Source organism: Streptomyces sp. NPDC045899 (genome assembly GCF_056431485.1).
Window position 1 is genome coordinate 124,579 of sequence record NZ_JBWKKP010000012.1, and the last position, 14,107, is coordinate 138,685.

The following is a 14,107-nucleotide window of genomic DNA, read 5'->3' on the forward strand; positions in this document are numbered from 1 at the left end:
GCGGGGCGTTCGGTGCGCCCGGGGCGCGGGTCGGGCGGTCAGGAGAGGACGAGACAGTGTTCGGGGCGCCAGCCGAACTCCACCGTCTCGCCGCCGATCCAGCGGTCCTCCATCCGGGCCCGCGCGGTGTTCTGCTCCAGCACCGACAGGGTGACCCCGGGAGCGAGTTCGATGAGATAGGTGGTGGTCGGACCGGAGTAGACCGTCTCGCGGATGACCCCCCGCAACACCTCCATGCCCGGTTCGAAGTCGGACAGCCAGATCTTCTCGGGGCGGACGGACACGCTGACGGAGGTGCCGTCGCCGACGTCGTCGCGGTGGCCGACCGGCAGCGCGGGCCCCTCGTCCAGGAGGACCGCGCCGTCCCGGTAGGTGCCCGCCATCAGGTTGGACGTGCCCATGAACGAGGCGACGAAGCGGCTCGCGGGGTGCTCGTAGACGTCCTCGGGGGTGCCGCACTGCTCGACCCGGCCCTCGTTCATCACCGCCACCCGGTCGGACATGGTCAGTGCCTCGTCCTGGTCGTGGGTGACGAAGATGAAGGTGATACCGACCTCGCGCTGGATCTGCTTGAGCTCGACCTGCATCTGACGGCGCAGCTTCAGGTCCAGCGCCGCGAGCGGCTCGTCGAGCAGCAGCACTGCCGGGCGGTTGACCAGGGCACGGGCGAGCGCCACGCGCTGGCGCTGACCGCCGGAGAGGGTACCGGGCTTGCGGCGGGCCTGACCGCTGAGCTGCACCAGCTCCAGCATCTCGCCGACCCGCTGGCGGATCTCCGCCTTGTCCACGCCCTTGCGCTTGAGTCCGAAGGCGATGTTGTCGGCGATGCTGAGGTGGTCGAAGAGGGCGTAGCTCTGGAAGACGGTGTTGACGTTGCGCTTGTTGGGCGGCAGCGCCGTGACGTCCTCGCCGCCGAGCAGCACCGCCCCTTCGGTCGGGTCGGTGAATCCGCCGATCATCCGCAGCGAGGTGGTCTTGCCGCAGCCCGAGGGGCCGAGCAGGGAGAAGAACTCCCCGGCTTCGATGTCGAGGTGGACGTCACGGACGGCGTAGGAGTCCGCGTACCGCTTGGAGACGCCGTCGAGCCGGACGGCGGGAGTCGCGTCCATGGGGTCACTTCCCTGAGAGGAGATCGAGGCCGCCGCGGCGGCCGAACAGGCGCGGGATGAACAGCGCGAGGGCGATGAGGCCGATGGACCCGGCGAGCATCAGCGTGCCCACGGCGTTGATGGTGGGCTGCACCCCGAAGCGGATCGCGGAGTAGATGCGCACCGACAGCGGCTGTGGATCGACACCGGTGGTGAAGTACGCGAGGACGAAGTCGTCGAAGACCAGCGCGAAGATCAGTACGGAGCAGGCGAGCACCGCGGGCAGCAGGGCCGGGAGCGTCACCAGCCGCACCGCCTGCCAGCGGGTGGCCCCCAGGTCCATCGCGGCCTCCTCCACCTCGGGGTTGAGCGCCGCGACCCGGGAGCGCAGGATCACCGTGACGTAGGAGATGGAGAAGGTGATCTCCGAGATCATCACGGTGCCGGTGGACAGCGTCACCCCCAGGCCCTTGAACAGGAGCATGGACGCCACTCCGGTGACGATCTCCGGCGTGATCAGCGGCACCAGCATGATCAGACCGGCCACCGAGCCCAGCCGGGTCCGGCAGCGCACCAGACCGAGCGCCAGCGCCGTCCCCAGCAAAACCGAACCCGCCATCGCGACCAGCGAGATCTTCAGGCTGGTGCCCAGTGAGTTGATCAGGACCTCGTCGTGGAGGAAGGCCCGGTACCAGCGCAGCCCGAAGCCGTCGAAGACGGTCAGCGACTTGATGGTGTTGAAGGAGAACAGCACCACCACGGCGATGGGCAGGTACAGCAGCGCGAAGAACAGCGCCGTGACGGAGAGGGCCAGCCGGGGCTTGCGGTCGGCGCGCCCGCGGCGCTTCCGGGGCCGGGTGCGGCCCGGTTCCGCGGGGGTGCCATCGGTGGCGGCAGGTGTGCGCAACAGGGTCATCCGCGGGCCTCCGCTTCGTCCTTGCGGGTGCGCCGCAGATAACCGAGCATGCCGATCAGCAGCACGAGCATCAGCATCATCGTGAGCGCCGATCCCAGCGGCCAGTTCTGGCCCTGGAAGAACTTGTCCTGGATGAGATTGCCGATCATGATCTGGTCCGGACCGCCCATCAGCTGTGCGCTGACGAAGTCGCCCATGGCGGGCAGGAACACCAGGACCAGTCCGGCCGCCGCGCCCTGGCGGGTGGCCGGGAGGGTCACGAAGAAGAAGGTGCGCAGGGGGCCGCCGTACAGGTCCCGTCCGGCCTCGATGAGCGAGATGTCCAGCCGCTCCAGGGCGGCATACAACGGGATGATCATGAAGACCACGAATCCGTAGACGAGTCCCGCCACCACTCCCGTGCCGGTGTTGAGGACCTTCGTACCGGAGTCGGCGAGACCGATCGCGCGCAACGCCCTCAGCAGGGGGCCGTCGTCGGAGAGCACCACCGACCAGCCGTACATCCGCACCAGGTAGTTGGCGAAGAAGGGCACCACGATCGCGGCGATCATCGCGTTCTTGAAGCGTCCGCCGTGCAGGGCGATGGTGTACGCCACGGGGTAGGCGATGAGCAGGCAGATCACGCAGGTCAGCAGGGAGTAGCCCAGGGAGCGCAGCAGGACGTGGGAGTAGGCGGGGTCGGTGAGGGCCCGGACGCTGCTGAGGTCGAATCCGAAGCGGGGGTTGCCCAGGCTGTCGGTGGTGCCGACGGCCAGTACGGCCACCAGCACCAGGGAGGCGATCAGGAAGGCGGTCATCCACAGGGTGCCCGGGACCATGAACCAGGTCCAGATGCGGGTGGCGGGTGCGCGGCGGCCCCGGCGGGGGCTGCGGGAGGGAGGGGAGAGTGTCATGTCAGCCCGCCTTCACATGGGTCCAGGCGGTGTCGCGGGCGTCTTCCTGGGCACGGCTGCCGTTGCGGAAGAACAGGTCCGCCTTGAGGTCGTCCTCGGTGACCACGCACTCCGGGAACGGTTTGACGAGGGCGCGGTAGATCTCCTCGGAACCGGACACCGGCATGGGGTAGCCGATGTACTCGATGTTCTTCTTCACGTTCTCCGGGCGGAGCATGTAGTCGATGAAGAGCATCGCGGTGCCGGGGTGGCGGGCGTTGTAGGGGATCGCGTAGCAGTCGGAGTTGATCGGTGTGCCCTCCTTGGGAGCCTGGAAGCCGAAGACGGAGGGGTCCTTCGCCTGGTTGAGCATGGCGGCCATGTCGCCGCTCCAGGCCTGGGTCATCACCGCGTTGCCGTTGAGCAGGTTGTTGTAGCTGTCGCTGGAGAAGCCGCGCAGACGGGGGCGGAGAGTCGCCAGTGAGGCGGTGACCCGGTCCAGTTCGCCGGGGTCGGCGGTACTGACGTCCAGCCCGAGGTGGAGGGCGCCCATACCGAGCACCTCGTCCCGGTCGTCCAGCAGGAACACCTTGCCCCTGGCCCGGTCGCTCCACAGGTCCTTCCAGGACCCGGTGAGGTCGCCGATCCGGTCGCGGCGCCAGCCGATGCCGGTCTTGTAGGCGGTGAACGGGACGGTGTGCGCCGAGCCGGGGTCGTACCAGGGGTCCGTGAAGTAGGCGTGCTTCCCGAAGACCGCGTGGGAGTTGCCGAGTTCGGAGTGGTCGATCCGGCGCAGCCGTCCGCCCCGCACCAGGCGCTGGGCCCATTTGGCCGTGGGGAAGACGATGTCGTAGCGATTGCCCGCGTTGAGCTTGGCGACCATGCCTTCCATCGAGTCGAAGTTCGACTGGATGACCTTGACGCCGTACTCCTTCTCGAAGCCCTTGAAGACCGAGGGGTCGACGAAGTCGGCCCAGTTGAAGTAGACGAGATCGCCGTCGACGCGTGCGCGGACCGGGGCCAGGTCCCGTTCGTCCGGTTTCTTGGCGGGCATGAACCCGCAGCCGCTGAGGGAGGCGCCGGCCGCGCCGAGCAGGCCACAGGCGCCTGCGCGCAACACGGTGCGCCGGGAGGGTGGAGGTACCTCGGGGGACACGGAGCGTCCTCTCCGTCGAGGAAGGGCACAGCTTCAGGGCGGGGACCGGGGGCGCGGCTCACGGAGGCCCTGTCTCCGTAGTGATCCGGTCGTGATGGGACAGCAGGTGTCTCAGCGGAGGGGAGGTAAGACCGCCGGGGCGGACGCGGGGCGCGTGACCGGTGTGGCCTCGGGCGGGCGGCCGGTCATGCGCCGGTCCCGTCCGTGGCGCCGGTTCCGCCGGTGGTGTCCGCGGCGCCGTCGAGGTCCTCCCGGACCCGGCGGGCGAACCAGCCGACGGCCGCTTCGCGGCGTGAGAGCGGGCCCGGCTCGAAGCCCGGGGTCGACAGTCCCGCCTGGACCCGCTCCACCAGCTCGGCGTCCTCGTCGTTGGTGACCCAGCCGATGTGGATGTTCAGCTTCCGGGCCAGCCGGGTGCGTGCGCTCTCGCCGTGGCGGGTGTAGAAGGCACCCGGGATGGCCGCCCGGTCCTGGGCGGTCGGCAGGGCGGTCCATGCGAGCACGTGGTCAGGGTAGAAGTCGATGAGCGTGTTCGGGTAGATCACCGCATAGCGCCAGACCCGGCGGTCGGCCTCCTCGGTCAGACCGGGCATGGGACTGGCGAACCGCTGGTAGAGGCGCTCGGTCCAGTTCGAGGACGGCTTGTCGCGCAGGGGCGACTCGAAGAGCACGTACGACTCCTGCACATCCACGGTGTATGCCTGGTAGTCGAGCAGCCGCATCAGCGCGGGGTGCGCCACAGGGACGTGGTACCCCTCGAGATAGTTGTCGACGATCACCTTCCAGTTGGCGTTCTGCTCCTCGGCGGTGTCCATGTCGTGGATGCGGTACTTGCCGACAGGTACGAGATCGGCCCCGGCGTAGTGGCCGACGGCCTTCGCCAGACCGGCGCAGCTCTCGGCGAGCGGGACGGCGTCGAGGTCGAGGTTGACGAAGACGAACCCCAGGAACGACTCCACCTTGACCGGGTGCAGCCCGAGCCGGGGCTTGTCCAGACAGGGGATCTGGCGGGCCTCGGGGGCGCCGACCAGCGTTCCGTCGAGTTTGTAGGTCCAGCCGTGGTACGGGCAGCGGATCGCCTTGCCCGCGGGTTCGGGCGCGGTGACCAGCCGGGTGCCTCGGTGCCGGCACACATTGAGGTGGGCGGCGAGACCGCCGTCGGTGGTGCGTACGACCAGGACGCTGCGGTCCGCCACGGTGGCGGCCAGCCGGGCGCCGGGGCCCGGCAGATCGGATTCGTGGCAGACCAGCTGCCAGGACCGGGTGAAGATGCGGTCGGTCTCGGCCGTCGCGATGTCCGGGTCGGTGTAGTAGCGCGCGGGGAGAGCGTCCCCGGGGTGCTCCGGGGGGATGCCCGGCGGAGCCGGGGAGACGGCGGGTGCCGGGGTGATCGGGGGCTGCATCGGATCCTCCTCCACGCCGCGTGGGCGGCGATGGGTGATCAGGCTGCGCAGGGTCGGCGGTCGGCTGTGATCCAGGCCGTGCCGGGAACCTCGCTGACTAATTGGTTAGTCAGATTGAGGGGACCTCGGGTCACTGTCAAGGCTTGTCGGCTGACTAATTAGTTAGTTAGTCTACTCGCGGCGGACCTCACCAGGCTCGCCCCGCACCGACGCGGTCCCGTCCGGACACCTGCGGTTCAGCAGGTCAGAGCCTCCCGGAACAGACCCCGTCCTCACATGGTCCGCGCGGACCGCCCCCGAGACCGGCCCGCGCCCCGCGGAACTCCGTCCGCGCCGCACCGGCCGCCGGAGCAACCGCCGCCCCGCCCCCGCTTCCCCCTTCACCGCGCCCACACCCCTCCCCGGACACACGGGGCAGGGGACGTCCCCGCCCACCCGGAGGCACGCATGAGCGGTCGTCGAAGCCTGGTCTGGCTCGGCCTCACCCCCGAGCCCGAACGAGAGCTGCCCGCCGCGGTGGCCGCGCTGCGCCCCCGCCCGGCCGACCTCTCCCTGGCAGCGCTGACCACGGCGGAACACCGCAGGGTCGAACGGCTGATCCTGCGCGGCACCCAGCGCAGCTGGCTCGGCTACCTCGCCGAGGTCACCGCGCTGGTCGTCGACGCCGCCGAGGCGGACGCGCCGGCCGGGACCGACGGACCCGCCGGAGGGAACCACCCCGCCGATCCCCACGCCGCCCTGGTGGCGGGCGAGGTCGTCCTCGACCACCACCGGATGCTCATCGGCCTGCCCGGGGCCGGATACGACCGCGCCGCCCCGCAGCGGCAGGCACTGGAACAAGCGGTGCTCAGCCTCAGGAACCGCGCAGACAAGGGAGCCGCCGCATGACCGGCATCCTCTCCCTGATCCCTCAGGGACAGCCCACCGCCCTCGCCCCGCAACCACCCGGCGGCGAAGACCTCGCCCGCTACCGCGCCCACGGCGGATACGTCGCCGCACCCGCCCCCGATCAGCTGCTGGACCGCATCGCCACCGCGGGACTGCGCGGCCGCGGCGGTGCCGGATTCCCCGCCGCGGTCAAACTCCGCACCGTGCGGGACGCGCCCGGCGACAGCGTCGTCGTCGCCAACGGCGAGGAGGGCGAACCCGGTTCGGTCAAGGACCGCTGGCTGCTCCGCCACCGGCCGCACCTGGTCCTGGACGGCCTGCGGCTCGCGGCGGCCGTCACCGGCGCCCGCCGGGGCTACGTCTACCTCGCCGACCCGGCCGCCGAGGCGGCGGTCCGCCGCGCGCTCACCGAGCGGCCCCCCGAGATCCCCGTCGAGGTGGTGGCCACCGAGCACACCTATGTGGCGGGGGAGGAGAGCGCCGTGGTGCGCCGTATCGACGGCGGTCCCGCGCTGCCCACCGCCAAACCCCCGCGCCCCTTCGAACGCGGCGTCGGCGGCGCGCCCACCCTCGTCGCCAACGTGGAGACCCTGGCCCGGGTCGCCCTGCTCACCTCCCACCCCGACGCCGCCACCGCGGTGGCCACCACCCACCTCGTCACCGTCGCCGGACCCGGGAGCGAGCCCGTGCTCGTCGAGGCGCCCGCGGGCACCCATCTCAAAACCCTCGCCGACCTCCGCGGCCACGGCAGGGCCCCCGCGGTCCTCCTCGGCGGGCTGTTCGGCGGGGTGCACGGCGCGGGCTGGACCGATCTCCGGCTCGACCACGACGAACTCGCCGCCGCGGGCGGCGCGCTGGGCTGCGGCGCCCTCCACTTCCTGGCGCCCGGCGACTGCCCCGTCGGCGCCGCTGCCGACGCCGCCGGATACCTCGCCGCGCAGAGCGCCCGCCAGTGCGGTGTGTGTGTCTCCGGAACCCGGGCGCTCGCCGGGACCCTCACCGCGGTGGCCCGCGGCGAATCCGGCGAGGAGGACACCGAGAAGCTGCGGCGCTGGTCCACCCAACTGCCCGGCCGCGGTGCCTGCGGCCTCCTCGACGCCGCGGCGCGTATCGCCGCCACCCTGCTCGGCCACTTCCCGGACCGGGTCGAGGACCACCGGCACACCCTTTGCCCCGGCTGCTCCGCCGCGCCACCCCGCGACGGCGACCGCCTCGTCGTCGCCGTCCCCTGACCCCGCACCCCCACGGACACCGGCGCCCTCCCCGTGGCGGCCCCCGCCCCGCGCCGTACCGCCCGCTCCGAAAGGACCCCCGCCATGAAACTGCTGCTGGACTCGACCCGCTGCCAGGCATACGGCCTGTGCCAGGAACCCGCCGCCGACCTCATCGAGATCGACGAGTGGGGCTACGCCCAGCCGATCCGGACCGTCGTGCCCGAGGGGTCGGAAGAGGCCGCCGCCGAGGCCGTCGCCGTCTGCCCCAACTCCGCTCTGCGGCTGGTGAAGTGATGGGACGTGACCTGAGCGCGCTCTTCGACCCCGTGTCCGTGGCGGTCGTCGGAGCCAGCGACGACCCCGCCAAGTACGGCCACGCCATCGCCTCCCAGGCCGTGCGCGCGGACCACCGGCGCCCCGTCCACCTCGTCAACCGCCGTGGCGGAACGGTCCTGGGCCGCACCGCCGCCCCCAGCATCAAGGCCATCGGCGAACCCGTCGACCTGGCCGTCGTCTCCGTACCCGCCGCCGGATTCGAAGGCGCCGTCGACGAGGCACTGGACTGCGGGGCCCGCGCGATCGTCGCCATCACGGCGGGCTTCGCCGAGACCGGCGCCGCCGGACGGGAACGCCAGCGCGTCATCGCCGAACGGGTCCGCGCCGCGGGCGCGGTGATGGTCGGCCCCAACTGCCTGGGCATCGCCGACAACACCACCGAACTCCACCTCGCCTCCGACAGCTTCACTCCCGGCGGGATCGCCCTGCTCAGCCAGAGCGGCAATCTCGCCCTCGAGCTCCAGCTCCGCTTCACCCCGCACGGCCTGGGCTTCTCCCGGTTCGTCTCCCTCGGCAACCAGGCCGATGTCACCCTCGTCGACCTGCTCGCCGACTGCGCCCGGCACGAGGGCACCCGCGCCATCGCCGTCTACGCCGAGGACTTCGCGGACGGCCGGGCCTTCGCCGAGGCCGCGGCCGTCGCGGGGAAGCCGGTGGTGCTGCTGACCGCCGGCCGCGGTGACGCCTCGGCCCGCAGCGCCCAGTCCCACACCGGCGCCCTGACCACCTCCGCCGACGTCGTCAGCGCCGCCTGCCGGGACGCCGGAGTCGAACTCGTCGCCACCCCGCGCGAACTCACCGTCGTCCTCGCCGCCCTGGCCGGTCAGCGGCGCTCCCGGGGCAGTGGCGTCGCCGTGCTCACCGACGGTGGTGGCCACGGGGTCATCGCCGCAGACGCCGTCGAGGCAGCCGGTCTGACCGTCCCCGAACTCACCCCGGACACCCAGAACGGCCTGCGGGAGGTGCTCTGGGAGCAGTCAGCCTTGGGCAACCCCGTGGACCTGGCCGGGATGGGCGAACAGGACCCCACCTCGTACACCGGGACCGTCACGGCCCTGCTGGAGGCCGAGGAGACCGACGCCGTCCTGATGACCGGCTACTTCGGCGGCTACGCCGACGCGGGCGGCGGGCTCGGCGGCGGCGCGGCACTCGCCCGCGGCGAGCAGGAGGCGGCCCACGCCATCGTCGCCCGCCACCGGAACAGCGCCACCCCCCTCGTCGTGCAGTCGATGTACCCCGACTCACCCAGCTGCCGCACCCTGACCGAGGCCGGGATCCCCGTGTTCGGGGCGACCGAGGACGCCGCCCGCGCCCTCGCCGCGCTGGCCGGACCCGGCGCCGCCGCGGCCGGAGTGACCGGAGTGGCCCCGCTGCCACCGGCCGCCGAACCACTGGAGCGGACCGGCTATCTGGAGACCCGCGCGGCCCTGGAAGCCGCGGGCGTCCCCTTCCCGGCCGCACGCGAGATCCGCGACGAGGACGAACTGCGTGCCGCGGCAGCCGAGATCAGCGGCCCCTATGTGCTCAAGGCCCTCCATCTGCTGCACAAGTCGGACGCCGGGGGAGTGGCCCTCGGCCTGGCCGGGCCGGACGAACTGCTCGCCGCCCACCGGGACATGCACCGCAGACTCGGCGCACCCGCCTACTCCGTGGAGGCCATGGCCGACCTCTCCGACGGGATCGAGCTCATCGTCGGCGTCAACCGCGACCCCCGCTTCGGCCCGGTCGCCATGGTGGGGCTCGGCGGCATCCTCGCCGAGGCCCTGCGCGACGTCACCTTCGCGCTGGCTCCCGTACCCGCCGACCACGCGCTCCGGCTGCTGCGCCAGCTGCGCACCGCCTCGCTGCTCGACGGGGTCCGGGGCCGTCCCGCGGTGGACATCGCGGCGGCCGCCGAGGCCATCGAGCGCATCACCGCCTTCGCCGCGGCCCACCCCGAGATCGCCGAACTGGAGGTCAACCCGCTCCTCGTCCGGCCCACGGGAGTCCTGGCGCTCGACTCCCGCGCCGTCCTCGCCTGATCCACCGCACCCGCAGCCCGAACCCGTACCGAAGAGGTCCCCCATGGACATGCGCTACACCCCCGAACAGGCCGACCTGAAGCGGCGCGCGGCCGACTACGCCCGACTGCTGATGGAATACGAGGACGAGTCGGAGCAGGCGGGCGGCCCGCTCCCGCAGGAGACCGTCGCCGAGCTGACCCGCGCCGCCATGGCCGCCGGGGTCTACGCCATCAACATGCCTGCCGAATGGGGCGGCGCCGGACTCAGCCTGCTGGACCAGGTCATCGTCGAGGAGGAGTTCGGCAAGGCCACCAACTGTCTGTGGGACATCCCCTGGCGGCCGGCCAACGTCCTCGCCTACGGCGACGAGCGGCAGCGCGAGAAGTACCTGCTCCCCGTGTTGCGCGCCGAGAAGTTCGACGCGTTCGCCGTGACCGAGCCGGGTGCCGGATCCGATCCGTCCTCCGGCACCTCCACCGCCACCCGTACCGAGGGCGGCTGGCTCATCAGCGGTGAGAAGTGGTTCGTCACCTGCGGTGACATCGCCGACTTCCTGCTGGTGCAGGCCGACGCGGGCCCCGACCGGCTGGCCACGCTGTTCTTCGTCGACAAGTCGGCTCCGGGCGTGGAGATGACGCGGGTGCCCCGCTTCATGCACTCCGCCGTCAACGGGCACCCCGAGTTCACCTTCACCGATGTCTTCGTCGCCGACGAGGACGTGCTCGGCGGCGTCGGACAGGGCTACGAGCTGACCAAGGAGTGGTTCACCGACGAGCGTCTGATGATCGCGGCCCGTACCGTCGGCGCGGCCGAGCGCGCGCTGGAGCTCGCCCGGGAATGGGCCATCGGACGCGAGCAGTTCGGCGGCCCCATCGCGGGCTACCAGCTGATCCAGGGGATGCTGGCCGACTGCGCCGTGGACATCGCCGTCAACCGCGCCTACACCCACCAGGTCGCCTGGGAGGCCGATCAGCCGGGCACCGACCGCAAGACCCTGCACGCCAAGGCGTCCACCGCCAAGCTGGCCGCCAGTGAGGCGGCCGGGCGGGTGATCGACCGGTGTCTGCAGATCTTCGGCGGCCGTGGCTACGACCGCTCCTACGCCGTCGAGCGGATGTACCGCGAGCTGCGGGTGGACCGGATCTGGGAGGGCACCTCCGAGATCCAGCGGCTGATCATCGCCAACGAGCTCATCAAGCGCGGCACCCGGGCCCTCGCCCTTCCCACCCACTGACCACCCCGCCACCACCCTCGAAACCCTCGAAGCAGTGAGGACCGCCATGGACTTCCGTCTCACCGAACGTCAGGCCCGGCTCAAGGCCGATGCCCGCGCGCTCACCGACCTCATCGCGGGCTATGAAATCGCCTGCGAGGAGAACAACGGCCTGCCCGAGAGCGCCCACGCCACCATCCGCGACGCGGTCCTCGACTCCGGACTCCAGGCGGTCAACATGCCCGCCGAATGGGGCGGCGCCGGGCTGACCATCGCCGAACAGGCCACCGTCCAGGAGGAGCTGGGACGGCTCACCGGCGCGCTGTGGGACATGGTGTGGCGCCCGGCCAACGCGCTGCGCTTCTGCACTCCCGAACAGCGTGAGCGTTTCCTCGTCCCGGTCATCGAGGGACGGCGGCGCGACTGCTACGCCGTCACCGAACCCGGCGCCGGATCCGACCCGCAGAACCTGGCCACCACGGCCACCAGGAACGACGCCGGATGGGTGCTCAACGGCGAGAAGTGGTTCGTGACCGTCGGCGACCACGCCGACTTCATGATCGTCCTCGCCGCCGCGGGACCCGAGGGCGCCCCGACGCTCTTCCTCGTCGACAAGGACACCCCCGGTATCGAGATGACCCGGGTGCCCCGCTTCATGCACACCTTCGTCTACGAGCACCCCGAGTTCACCTTCACCGATGTCCAGGTGGGCGAGGACGCGGTGCTCGGCGGTATCGGAGGGGGGTACGACATCACCCGCTCGTGGTTCACCGAGGAGCGTCTGATGATCGCCGCGCGGACCATCGGCGCGGCGGAGCGGGCGCTGGAGCTGGCCCGCGACTGGGCCGTGGAACGTGAGCAGTTCGGTGCCCCCATCGCCAGCTACCAGCTGATCCAGGGGATGCTGGCCGACTCCGCCGTGGACATCGCCGTCAACCGCGCCTACACCCACCAGGTGGCGTGGGAGGTCGACCAGGCGTCGCCGGAGGACCGCAAGACCCTGCACGCCAAGGCGTCCATCGCCAAGCTGGCCGCCAGCGAGGCGTCGGGCCGGGTGATCGACCGGTGTCTGCAGATCTTCGGCGGGCGTGGCTACGACCGCTCGTACGCCGTCGAACGCCTGTACCGCGAGCTGCGGGTGGACCGGATCTGGGAGGGCACCTCCGAGATCCAGCGGCTGATCATCGCCAATGAACTGGTCAAGCGCGGTACGGGAGTCCTGGCACTGCCCGGTTCGCGCTGAGCCTCCACACTTCCCGCTCCCGGGGGCGAGCCAGGGCCGGGCCGCCCCCGGGAGCGCGGAAGCCATCCCCATGGCAGACCACCTGGCCGCGGCGCAGCGCCGCGGCCACCACTCCACGGCCCAGGAACCACGGCCCTCATGAACCACGGCCCCATGAACCACGGCAGGAAGGAACCGCGATGGGCGGCATCGAACGCGTCGGAGTAGTGGGCTGCGGCCTCATGGGCGCGGGCATCGCCGAAGTCTGCGCCCGCGCCGGGCTGCCGGTGACCGTCGTGGAGCGCGACGCCCACGCGGCCCGCGCGGGCCGGGAGCGCATCGCCCGCTCCCTGGAGCGCGCCGCCTCCCGCGGCGGTATCACTCCCGGTCTCCGCGACGAGGCCCTGGCCCGGATCACCGTCGCCGACGACCTGGACGCACTGCACGACCGTGACCTGGTCGTCGAAGCCGTCGCCGAGGACGAACGCGTCAAGCTGGAAGTGTTCACCCGCCTGGACGCCCTCCTCACCTCCGAGGACTGCGTCCTGGCCACCAACACCTCCGCGATCCCCGTCATCCGCCTGGCCACCGCCACCTCACGGCCCGGCCATGTCATCGGTGTGCACTTCTTCAACCCGGTCCCGGTCCTGCCGCTGGTGGAGCTGGTGCCCTCGCTGCTCACCTCGGCCGACACCCTCGCCCGGGCCGAGACCTTCACCACCGGCGTCCTCGGCAAGGAGGTCATCCGCGCCCCCGACCGCGCCGGATTCGTCGTCAACGCGCTGCTCGTCCCGTATCTGCTGGCCGCCGTCCGCATGGTCGAGTCCGGTATCGCCACCGCCCAGGACATCGACCGGGGCATGGTCCTGGGCTGCGCCCACCCCCTGGGCCCGCTCGCCCTGGCCGACCTCATCGGTCTGGACACCACCCAGGCCATCGCCGACTCCCTGTACGCCGAGTTCAGGGAACCGCACTACTCCCCGCCGCCCCTGCTGGCCCGGATGGTCGACGCCGGTCTGCTGGGCCGGAAGTCGGGGCAGGGTTTCCACAGCTACTCCGGCCGAGGCCCCGGCACGGCGGCCCCCCGCCCGGAATCGGGGTGAGGGATGATGGCCACGGCACACCGTACGACGAGTGGGGGAGGGCACGACATGGAGACCAGGGCGCGCACCGCGGAGGAGACCCGTGAGCGCATCCTGTCCGCCGCGTGCGAGGTGATCGCCGAGGTCGGCTTCGAGAAGATCCGGATGAAGATGGTGGCCGAGCGCGCCGGGGTGTCCACCGCCCTGCTGCACTACCACTTCGACACCCGCGAGAAGCTCTTCACGGAGGCGATGACCCACTCCTTCGCCTCCACCGCCCTCGGCCTCGACGACGACGCGGCCACGGTGCCCGCCGCCGTCGTCCTGGCCAGGATCGTGCACAGCCTGCTGCCGACGGACCCCGAACTCCGCCAGGACTGGCGGCTGTGGCAGGAGCTGTGGGTGCGGTCGCTGCGCGACGAGAAGACACGGGTGTTCGCCGTGGACCTCTACGCCCAGCTCCACGCGTGGGTCGGCGGGGCGATCGAGCAGGGGGTGGCCTCCGGTGAGTTCCGCCCGGCGGACGTCCATCGCCTCAGTACCCTGGTGCTCGCGCTGAGTGACGGCTACGGCATCCGGCTGATGCTGGGCGATCCCACGGTCAGCGCGGATGACGTGCTGGCCGCCATCTGGCGGCCGGTCGCCGAGGAACTCGGGCTGTCTCCGGAGTTCCCCGAGATCTGACCGGCCGCCCCGGCGGTTCGAGGGTGGGGA

Annotated in this window: 13 protein-coding genes; 8 read left to right on the plus strand and 5 right to left on the minus strand. The window is 71.6% G+C overall.

Going from position 1 to position 14,107, the window contains the following annotated elements; all coding sequences use genetic code 11:
* Positions 1–38 precede the first annotated feature (38 nt).
* The 5 genes from AC07FT_RS19670 to AC07FT_RS19690 form a co-directional block, all read right to left on the minus strand.
* The gene (locus AC07FT_RS19670) at positions 39–1,109 is read right to left on the minus strand and encodes an ABC transporter ATP-binding protein (protein WP_479177323.1); all 1,071 of its coding nucleotides are present in this window, start codon (positions 1,107–1,109) and stop codon (positions 39–41) included.
* Between the two features lie 4 nt (positions 1,110–1,113).
* Positions 1,114–2,004, minus strand: coding sequence for an ABC transporter permease (locus AC07FT_RS19675; protein WP_479177324.1), 891 nt, complete (start codon positions 2,002–2,004; stop codon positions 1,114–1,116).
* The gene (locus AC07FT_RS19680) at positions 2,001–2,897 is read right to left on the minus strand and encodes an ABC transporter permease (protein ID WP_479177325.1); all 897 of its coding nucleotides are present in this window, start codon (positions 2,895–2,897) and stop codon (positions 2,001–2,003) included. Before AC07FT_RS19680 ends, AC07FT_RS19675 begins: the two co-directional genes overlap by 4 nt.
* A 1-nt stretch (position 2,898) precedes the next feature.
* Positions 2,899–3,996 (minus strand): polyamine ABC transporter substrate-binding protein, encoded by a 1,098-nt coding sequence (locus AC07FT_RS19685; RefSeq protein ID WP_479177326.1) that lies wholly within the window; start codon positions 3,994–3,996, stop codon positions 2,899–2,901.
* A gap of 221 nt (positions 3,997–4,217) precedes the next feature.
* On the minus strand, positions 4,218–5,435 hold the full coding sequence (locus tag AC07FT_RS19690; RefSeq protein ID WP_479177327.1) for an aromatic ring-hydroxylating oxygenase subunit alpha: 1,218 nt from the start codon (positions 5,433–5,435) through the stop codon (positions 4,218–4,220).
* A gap of 447 nt (positions 5,436–5,882) precedes the next feature.
* Between AC07FT_RS19690 and AC07FT_RS19695 the strand changes: the two genes are divergently transcribed.
* The 8 genes from AC07FT_RS19695 (at position 5,883) to AC07FT_RS19730 (ending at position 14,077) form a co-directional block, all read left to right on the plus strand.
* Positions 5,883–6,323, plus strand: coding sequence for a hypothetical protein (locus tag AC07FT_RS19695; protein WP_471197373.1), 441 nt, complete (start codon positions 5,883–5,885; stop codon positions 6,321–6,323).
* Positions 6,320–7,555 (plus strand): NADH-ubiquinone oxidoreductase-F iron-sulfur binding region domain-containing protein, encoded by a 1,236-nt coding sequence (locus AC07FT_RS19700; RefSeq protein ID WP_479177328.1) that lies wholly within the window; start codon positions 6,320–6,322, stop codon positions 7,553–7,555. Before AC07FT_RS19695 ends, AC07FT_RS19700 begins: the two co-directional genes overlap by 4 nt.
* Before the next feature lie 84 nt (positions 7,556–7,639).
* On the plus strand, positions 7,640–7,831 hold the full coding sequence (locus tag AC07FT_RS19705; protein WP_479177329.1) for a ferredoxin: 192 nt from the start codon (positions 7,640–7,642) through the stop codon (positions 7,829–7,831).
* Positions 7,831–9,894, plus strand: coding sequence for an acetate--CoA ligase family protein (locus tag AC07FT_RS19710; protein WP_479177330.1), 2,064 nt, complete (start codon positions 7,831–7,833; stop codon positions 9,892–9,894). Before AC07FT_RS19705 ends, AC07FT_RS19710 begins: the two co-directional genes overlap by 1 nt.
* 43 nt (positions 9,895–9,937) lie before the next feature.
* Entirely contained in the window at positions 9,938–11,110 is a 1,173-nt protein-coding gene (locus tag AC07FT_RS19715; RefSeq protein ID WP_479177331.1) for an acyl-CoA dehydrogenase family protein, read from the plus strand.
* Positions 11,111–11,156: 46 nt separating this feature from the next.
* Complete coding sequence (locus tag AC07FT_RS19720) at positions 11,157–12,332, plus strand: acyl-CoA dehydrogenase family protein (protein ID WP_471197361.1); 1,176 nt, start codon at positions 11,157–11,159, stop codon at positions 12,330–12,332.
* 179 nt (positions 12,333–12,511) lie between these two features.
* Complete coding sequence (locus AC07FT_RS19725) at positions 12,512–13,414, plus strand: 3-hydroxybutyryl-CoA dehydrogenase (protein ID WP_479177332.1); 903 nt, start codon at positions 12,512–12,514, stop codon at positions 13,412–13,414.
* A 48-nt stretch (positions 13,415–13,462) separates the two neighbouring features.
* The gene (locus AC07FT_RS19730; protein WP_479177334.1) at positions 13,463–14,077 is read left to right on the plus strand and encodes a TetR/AcrR family transcriptional regulator; all 615 of its coding nucleotides are present in this window, start codon (positions 13,463–13,465) and stop codon (positions 14,075–14,077) included.
* Positions 14,078–14,107 lie beyond the last annotated feature (30 nt).

Excerpts from the sequence above, each read along its gene's own strand:
- AC07FT_RS19670 (WP_479177323.1), bottom strand. The coding sequence starts at position 1,109 with ATGGACGCGACTCCCGCCGTCCGGCTCGACGGCGTCTCCAAGCGGTAC.
- AC07FT_RS19675 (WP_479177324.1), bottom strand. The coding sequence starts at position 2,004 with ATGACCCTGTTGCGCACACCTGCCGCCACCGATGGCACCCCCGCGGAA.
- AC07FT_RS19680 (WP_479177325.1), bottom strand. The coding sequence starts at position 2,897 with ATGACACTCTCCCCTCCCTCCCGCAGCCCCCGCCGGGGCCGCCGCGCA.
- AC07FT_RS19690 (WP_479177327.1), bottom strand. The coding sequence starts at position 5,435 with ATGCAGCCCCCGATCACCCCGGCACCCGCCGTCTCCCCGGCTCCGCCG.
- AC07FT_RS19695 (WP_471197373.1), top strand. The coding sequence starts at position 5,883 with ATGAGCGGTCGTCGAAGCCTGGTCTGGCTCGGCCTCACCCCCGAGCCC.
- AC07FT_RS19700 (WP_479177328.1), top strand. The coding sequence starts at position 6,320 with ATGACCGGCATCCTCTCCCTGATCCCTCAGGGACAGCCCACCGCCCTC.
- AC07FT_RS19705 (WP_479177329.1), top strand. The coding sequence starts at position 7,640 with ATGAAACTGCTGCTGGACTCGACCCGCTGCCAGGCATACGGCCTGTGC.
- AC07FT_RS19710 (WP_479177330.1), top strand. The coding sequence starts at position 7,831 with ATGGGACGTGACCTGAGCGCGCTCTTCGACCCCGTGTCCGTGGCGGTC.
- AC07FT_RS19715 (WP_479177331.1), top strand. The coding sequence starts at position 9,938 with ATGGACATGCGCTACACCCCCGAACAGGCCGACCTGAAGCGGCGCGCG.
- AC07FT_RS19720 (WP_471197361.1), top strand. The coding sequence starts at position 11,157 with ATGGACTTCCGTCTCACCGAACGTCAGGCCCGGCTCAAGGCCGATGCC.
- AC07FT_RS19725 (WP_479177332.1), top strand. The coding sequence starts at position 12,512 with ATGGGCGGCATCGAACGCGTCGGAGTAGTGGGCTGCGGCCTCATGGGC.
- AC07FT_RS19730 (WP_479177334.1), top strand. The coding sequence starts at position 13,463 with ATGGAGACCAGGGCGCGCACCGCGGAGGAGACCCGTGAGCGCATCCTG.